Source organism: Mycobacterium sp., from assembly GCF_049585075.1.
Taxonomy (GTDB): domain Bacteria; phylum Actinomycetota; class Actinomycetes; order Mycobacteriales; family Mycobacteriaceae; genus Mycobacterium.
In genome coordinates, this window is the sequence record NZ_JBAUZA010000094.1 from 1 (window position 1) to 6,874 (window position 6,874).

The following is a 6,874-nucleotide window of genomic DNA, read 5'->3' on the forward strand; positions in this document are numbered from 1 at the left end:
GCCTAGGGGCGATCGCAAGCGCGGCGAAGCCGGGCGCAGCGGGTCGCCCCTAAGCCTGAGGCGGGTCGACCGGATGCCAGAATCCCTTGACATGATCGAGTTCACTCTCACGCAGACCACGACGGCGCCGATCGAGACAGTGTTCGAGGCCCTCACCAACCACCGCGCAATCGCGGACTACGTGTGGGCGGTACGTCGCAGCACGCTGGATCGTGAGGGAGACCCCGCACCGAACGGTGTTGGCGCGGTTAGACGCATCGAGGCGGTCGGGCCCCCGATCGTCGAGGAGATCATCGACTACCAGCGACCCACCCGCTACGCGTACAAGATGCTCTCTGGCGCGCCGGTCCGGGATCACGTCGGTACGGTCGAGCTGCGCGAAGCAGGCTCAGGGACCGAGGTCAGCTGGCACCTGCGGTCGACACCCAAGATCCCCCGCGCGGATTGGCTGCTGTCGCCGGTGCTGAAGAGGGTGATCGGTGAACTGCTCAAGGGCGGTATCAAGGCCGCCGAAGGTGGCGCCTGACCAATCAGGCGGTTTCGCCGATCCACGTGGTGGTGAAACGCTGCTCGGCGATCAGCAACTCGACCAGTTGGTTGCCGATGAAGTTCTCCAACTTGCCGCCGACCAGCGGAATGCGCACCTCGACGGTGGCCCGCAGCTTCATTCGGGCGCCGCCCGATTCCGGCACCGGCTCCAGCACCGCGGTGCCGGTCAACGACGCCGGCGCGTCCAGGATCGACCCGGTCACGGTCGCGGTCGCGGAACCGTCGATGACCGGCTCCCATCTCTCCTCGCGACGGATGCGCAGATCGCCGCGGTGGAACTGGGTGATCACGCCCGGCAGCCGGTCGCTGCGCAGCACCTGCGTGGTGATCACATCGATGCTGCCGTCATCTCCGGATGGACCGCCGACCTCCATCGAATTCAGCGTGGTGTCGTCGGCGCCCGAATCGGCGAGCCGAGCCAGCCAGTACTCCTCTTCGCCGAAGGCCTGCAAAACCTTTTCGACGCTGACCGCATAGTCGGTGGACATGTCGAACGAACGCGGCATAGCAGGTCAGGCTACCGTGAAGGCCCATGAAAAGAGGTGGTGTGGGAACACCTTTCGCGGGCGCGCGCGTCGACGAAGCGATGCCGCTGGCACCGCTGACCACATTGCGCGTCGGTCCGGTCGCGCCGCGCGTCATCACGGCCACCAGCACCGAGCAAGTGGTTGCCACGCTGCGCCAGCTCGACGGCGAGGGTTGCCGGCCGCTGCTGGTGTTGGCCGGGGGCTCGAATGTGGTCATCGCCGAGACGCTGACTGACCTGACCGTGGTGCGGTTGGCCGCCGCCAACATCAGCGTCGACGGCAGCATCGTGCGGGCCGAGGCCGGGGCAGTGTGGGACGACGTGGTTGTCGCGGCGATCGCCGCGGGCCTGGGCGGGCTGGAGTGTCTGTCGGGCATTCCCGGCTCGGCGGGGGCCACCCCGGTGCAGAACGTCGGCGCTTATGGCGTCGAGGTCGCCGACACCCTGACCCGGATTCGGTTGCTGGACCGCCGCAGCGGCGAGGTGCGCTGGGCGTCGCCCAGCGAACTCGGATTCGGGTATCGCACCAGCGTGCTCAAACACTCCGACGCGGCCATCGTTTTGGAGGTGGAGTTCACGCTGGACCCCTCGGGCCGCAGCGCGCCGTTGCGCTACGGCGAACTGGTCGCAGCGCTGAACGCGACGACCGGCGAGCGCACGGATCCCGCGGCGGTTCGGGAGGCCGTGCTGGCGTTGCGTACCCGGAAGGGCATGGTGCTCGACCCCGCCGACCACGACACCTGGAGCGTGGGCTCGTTCTTCACCAATCCGGTTGTCCCACCGGAGTTTTACCAGAAGCTGGCCAGCAGTACCGACCAGCCGGTCCCGCACTATCCGGCACCCGATGGCGTCAAACTCGCCGCCGGCTGGCTCGTCGAGCACGCCGGCTTCGGCAAGGGCTATCCGGACGTCTCAACCGCGCGTTGCCGACTGTCCACCAAGCATGCGCTTGCTTTGACTAATCGCGGCGAAGCCGCCGCCGCCGACGTGGTGGCGCTGGCGCGCACGGTGCGCGACGGAGTCCGCGATGTGTTTGGCGTCACACTCACACCCGAGCCGGTGCTGGTCGGCTGCTCCATGTAGATCGCGTGGGCGCGAAGAGGGTCATTTTCGCCGGTATCTTGTTGTCGTGAACACTGAGCGCGGTCTCTCGCCGGTCAACCGGCGCCGGGCCTTGACGACCTTGGCGGTCGGCATCTTCGCGCCTAACGTGTTGGCCGCCTGCGTCAGCGGGTCGAGCAAACAACCGGAGCAGGCCAAGCCGCCGGCCCAGGCCAGCCTGATGTATCGGCCGGCCGACAAGGCCACCAACGTGGTCCCGACCGCCCCGATCAGCGTCGAGGTACGCGACGGCTGGTTCCAGCACGTCGCGTTGACCAACTCGTCCGGCAAGGTGATCAACGGCGCCCTGAACCGGGACCGCACCATCTACACGATCACCGAACCGCTCGGCTACGACGCGACCTACACCTGGAACGGATCGGCGGTCGGCCACGACGGCAAGGCCATCTCGGTGCAGGGCAAGCTCACCACGGTGGCCCCCACCAAGGTGATCGACGGCGGGTTCCAGCTCAACGATGGACAGACCGTCGGCGTCGCGGCGCCGATCATCATCCAGTTCGACGCGCCCATCGCCGACAAGGCCGGCGTCGAGCGGGCGCTGAAGGTCACCACCCAGCCGGCCGTCGAGGGCAGCTGGGCGTGGCTGCCCGACGAGGTCGGCGGCTCGCGAGTCCACTGGCGCACCCGCGAGTACTACCCGGCCGGCACCAAGGTCAGTGTCGACGCCAAGCTCTACGGGCTGGCGTTCGGTGACGACGCCTACGGCAAACAGGACTTCAACCTGAACTTCGAGATCGGTCGCCGCCAAGTGGTCAAAGCCGAAGTGTCCTCACACCGCATCCAAGTGATCCGGGACGAGGGCGTCATCATGGACTTCCCGTGCAGCTACGGCGAAGCCGACAAACCCCGCAACGTCACCCGCAACGGCATCCACGTCGTCAGTGAGAAGTACGCCGACTTCTACATGTCCAACCCGGCCGCCGGCTACAGCAACATCCACGAGCGGTGGGCGGTGCGGATTTCCAACAACGGCGAGTTCATCCACGCCAACCCGGCCAGCTCTGGCGCGCAGGGCAATACCAACGTCACCAACGGCTGCATCAACCTGTCGACGTCCGACGCCCAGCAGTACTTCAGCAGCGCGATCTACGGCGACCCGGTCGAGGTGACCGGCAGCTCGATCGAACTGTCCTACTCCGACGGCGACATCTGGGACTGGGCCATCGACTGGGACACCTGGGTGGGGATGTCGGCGCTCCCGCCGGCCAGCGGGGCCAAGCCGTCGCCGGTGTCGATACCGCGCAGCGCCCCGGCCACTCCGCGCGATGCGCCGACGCTGTCGGGCACCCCGACGACGACTACCGGCCGACCCGGCGGCTAGCGGTGGCCTGATCGCGCGGCCGGATGACGATCTGGTCGAGGTTGACGTGCGACGGCCGGGAGGCCACAAACCCGATTACCTCGGCAATGTCGGCGGCTACCAGCGGGGTCATGCCCTCGTAGACGGCGTCGGCGCGCTGCAGATCACCGCCGAAACGGACCAGGGAGAACTCGGTTTCGACCGCTCCCGGGGCAATCTCGGTGAGCCGCACCGGTTTTCCCAACAGCTCGCCGCGCAGCGTGCGGTGCAGCGCGCCCTGGGCGTGTTTGGCCGCGGTGTAGCCGGCACCGCCGTCGTAAACCTCCATGGCTGCAACCGAGGTGACGGTGACGATCAGGCCGTTGCCGGAGTCGATCAATTTGGGCAGCAGCGCACGGGTGACGCGCAGCGTGCCCAGCACGTTGGTCTCCCACATCCACCGCCAGTGCTCCTCGTCGGCATCGGCCACGGGCTCTAGACCCTTGGCGCCGCCGGCGTTGTTGACCAGCACATCGACTCGGGTTAGCTGAGCGGCCAACCCGTCGACCGCCGCGCCATCAGTGACGTCGGCCACAATTGCGGTTCCACCGACTTCGGCGGCCAGCGCATTGATCCGGTCGGCGCGGCGCGCGACCGCTACCACGTGAAAACCTTGGGCAGCAAGGGTTTTCGCGGTCGCCTCGCCGATCCCGGCGCTAGCACCGGTAATCACTGCGACCCGTCGGTCATCGGCTTTCATCTGAACAACTCTAATAAGCGTGCTAAGTTCCTCGTGTGTACATCAGTTCCTTGTTCGGCTACACATCCGCGTGTCTGTTCGCGGACTGTGCGTGTTGTTGCCGCGCAGCTAGCCGCGCCTGAGCGAACCGAAGCGCTCGTGATGGTGCGGTCCAGGACCCGCCATCGGAACTCGGACAAGGACAACCAACGTGCGCTCAACCACTTTTACCTCTCCTCATAGTCATTCCGCGGCGCCACGACGCCGGTCAGCTCACCGCGTAGTGGCGCCGTCGCTGCAGGTGTCCGACGCTGCCGCAGCATCGGTCTTTCGGGCCGTGCGGCTGCGCGGACCCATTGGTCGCGACGTCATCGCCAAAGCCACGTCGCTGTCGATTGCGACGGTAAACCGCCAGGTCACCGCCCTATTGGACGCCGACATTCTGCGGGAACGTGCCGACTTGGCGGTTTCCGGTGCCATCGGGCGTCCCCGAGTTCCGGTCGAGGTCAACCACGAGCCGTACCTGACGCTGGGCATCCACATCGGGGCACGAACCACCAGCATCGTGGCCACCGATCTGTTCGGCCGGACCCTGGACGTCGTCGAGACCCCGACACCCCGCAGCGCGCAGGGGCCGGCGTTGGCCTCGCTGGCCGACGGCGCCCGGCGGTACCTGAGGCGGTGGCACCGACGCCGCGCCCTGTGGGTCGGGGTGGCAATCGGTGGGACGGTAGATGGCGCCAGCGGGCACGTCGACCATGCCCGGCTGGGCTGGCGGGACGCACCGGTCGGAACGGTATTTGCCGAGGCGCTGGGTCTGCCGGTCTCGGTGGCGTCCCACGTCGACGCGATGGCCGCGGCCGAACTGCTGCTTGGCATGCGGCGGTTCGGACCGAACGCGACCACCAGCCTGTACATCTATGCGCGCGAGACCGTGGGCTACGCGCTATCGATCGGCGGACGGGTGCACAGTCCGGGCAGCGGGCCCGGCACCATCGCCCACCTGCCCGCACAATCGGAGCTGCTCGGCGGTTCTGGGCTGTTGGAATCCACCGTCAGCGACGAGGCGGTGCTCGCCGCGGCGCGCCGGATGCGCATCGTGGCGGCCCGGAACGACGGGTCCCCGTCGGCCATCACCGAGCTGCTGCGTGCGGCGCGACAGGGCAATCAGCAAGCCAAAGATCTGCTTGCCGAGCGGGCCAGGGTGCTCGGTGAGGCGGTGGCCTTGCTGCGCGATCTGCTCAACCCAGACGACCTGGTGGTCGGCGGGCAGGCATTCACCGAATATCCGGAAGGCATGGAGCACGTGGAGGCGGCGTTCGCGGCTCGTTCGGTGTTGCCGGGGCGTGATATTCGGGTCACCGCGTTCGGCAACCGGGTGCAAGAGGCCGGGGCCGGCATCGTGTCGCTGGCCGGGCTGTATGCCGATCCGCTGGCTGCCATGCGCCGCGCCCGGCCGCCGGTAGTCGACCTGGAAGCTGTCACCGAGACGTCGGCCTGACCTGCGTCTTCGGATCGCACCGAAGCGGTCCTGCAAAGATGACGGGGTGGGCCACACTGAAATCTCCAAGCCGAGCCGGTCTCAGCTGGACACCTCCGAGCTGACCGATCCACGTCGCGTTGCGGTACTGGCGGTGCACACATCGCCGCTGGCCCAGCCGGGTATCGGGGACGCCGGCGGGATGAACGTCTACGTGCTGCAGAGCGCGCTCCATCTCGCTCGCCGGGGCGTGGAGGTGGAGATCTTCACCCGCGCCACCGCGTCCACGGATCCGCCGATCGTGCGGGTGGCACCCGGTGTGTTGGTGCGCAATGTGGTCGCCGGGCCCTTCGAAGGCCTGGACAAGTACGACCTGCCCACTCAACTGTGTGCGTTCGCTGCCGGCGTACTGCGCGCCGAAGCGGCCCACGAGCCTGGCTATTACGACATCGTGCATTCGCACTATTGGCTGTCCGGTCAGGTTGGCTGGCTGGCTCGCGACCGCTGGTCGGTCCCGCTGGTGCACACCGCGCACACGCTTGCCGCGGTCAAGAACGCGGCGCTGGCCGACGGTGATACACCTGAGCCGCCGCTACGCACAGTTGGCGAGCAGCAGGTGGTCGACGAAGCCGACCGGTTGATCGCCAACACCGAAGACGAAGCCGGACAACTGGTTTCGCTGCACCACGCCGACCCGGCCCGGATCGACGTCGCCCACCCCGGCGTCGACCTAGACGTGTTCCGTCCCGGCGACCGCAGCGCCGCCAGGGCCGCCTTGGGGTTGCCGCCGGACGCCGACGTGGTGGCGTTCGTCGGGCGCATTCAACCGCTGAAAGGGCCCGACGTGTTGCTGCGCGCGGCAGCCAAACTGCCGCGGGTGCACATCGTTGTTGCCGGCGGGCCGTCTGGCAGCGGGCAGGCGACGCCGGACGGGCTTGTTCGCCTGGCCGACGAACTGGGTATCACTGCGCGGGTGACGTTCCTGCCCCCGCAGTCGCGGGACGACCTGGCCCGGCTGTTCCAGGCCGTCGACCTGGTGGCGGTGCCCAGCTATTCGGAGTCCTTCGGTCTGGTCGCCCTCGAAGCGCAGGCCTGCGGGACACCGGTGGTGGCCGCCGCGGTCGGCGGGCTGCCGGTCGCGGTGCGCGGCGGGGTCAGCGGCACGCTGGTGTCCGGTCA

At 68.0% G+C, this 6,874-nt stretch carries 7 protein-coding genes; 5 read left to right on the forward strand and 2 right to left on the reverse strand.

The features are described 5' to 3' along the window. Window positions 1-91: 91 nt before the first annotated feature. Window positions 92-526 (forward strand): SRPBCC family protein, encoded by a 435-nt coding sequence (locus WB785_RS04315; RefSeq protein ID WP_424077455.1) that lies wholly within the window; start codon window positions 92-94, stop codon window positions 524-526. A 4-nt stretch (window positions 527-530) separates the two neighbouring features. Here WB785_RS04315 and WB785_RS04320 read toward each other — a convergent pair whose 3' ends face one another. After that, a complete protein-coding gene (locus WB785_RS04320; RefSeq protein ID WP_424077456.1) occupies window positions 531-1,055 on the reverse strand; it encodes a DUF2505 domain-containing protein in 525 nt (174 codons plus the stop codon). Between the two features lie 26 nt (window positions 1,056-1,081). Between WB785_RS04320 and WB785_RS04325 the strand changes: the two genes are divergently transcribed. Both WB785_RS04325 and WB785_RS04330 read left to right on the forward strand, forming a co-directional pair. Continuing rightward, window positions 1,082-2,158, forward strand: coding sequence for a UDP-N-acetylmuramate dehydrogenase (locus WB785_RS04325; RefSeq protein ID WP_424077457.1), 1,077 nt, complete (start codon window positions 1,082-1,084; stop codon window positions 2,156-2,158). Between the two features lie 46 nt (window positions 2,159-2,204). Beyond that, a complete protein-coding gene (locus WB785_RS04330) occupies window positions 2,205-3,518 on the forward strand; it encodes a L,D-transpeptidase (RefSeq protein ID WP_424077458.1) in 1,314 nt (437 codons plus the stop codon). On the opposite strand, the gene WB785_RS04335 is transcribed toward WB785_RS04330, so the two are convergent. After that, a complete protein-coding gene (locus tag WB785_RS04335) occupies window positions 3,496-4,236 on the reverse strand; it encodes an SDR family NAD(P)-dependent oxidoreductase (RefSeq protein ID WP_424077459.1) in 741 nt (246 codons plus the stop codon). The two genes, WB785_RS04330 and WB785_RS04335, sit on opposite strands and share 23 nt — an antisense overlap. A 190-nt stretch (window positions 4,237-4,426) precedes the next feature. Here WB785_RS04335 and WB785_RS04340 point away from each other — a divergent pair, with 190 nt between their 5' ends. Further along, on the forward strand, window positions 4,427-5,716 hold the full coding sequence (locus WB785_RS04340) for an ROK family protein (protein WP_424077460.1): 1,290 nt from the start codon (window positions 4,427-4,429) through the stop codon (window positions 5,714-5,716). Beyond that, window positions 5,694-6,874 (forward strand): D-inositol-3-phosphate glycosyltransferase (gene mshA / locus WB785_RS04345; protein WP_424077461.1); only part of this gene is annotated, 1,181 nt, incomplete at its 3' end. The genes WB785_RS04340 and mshA, both read left to right, overlap by 23 nt.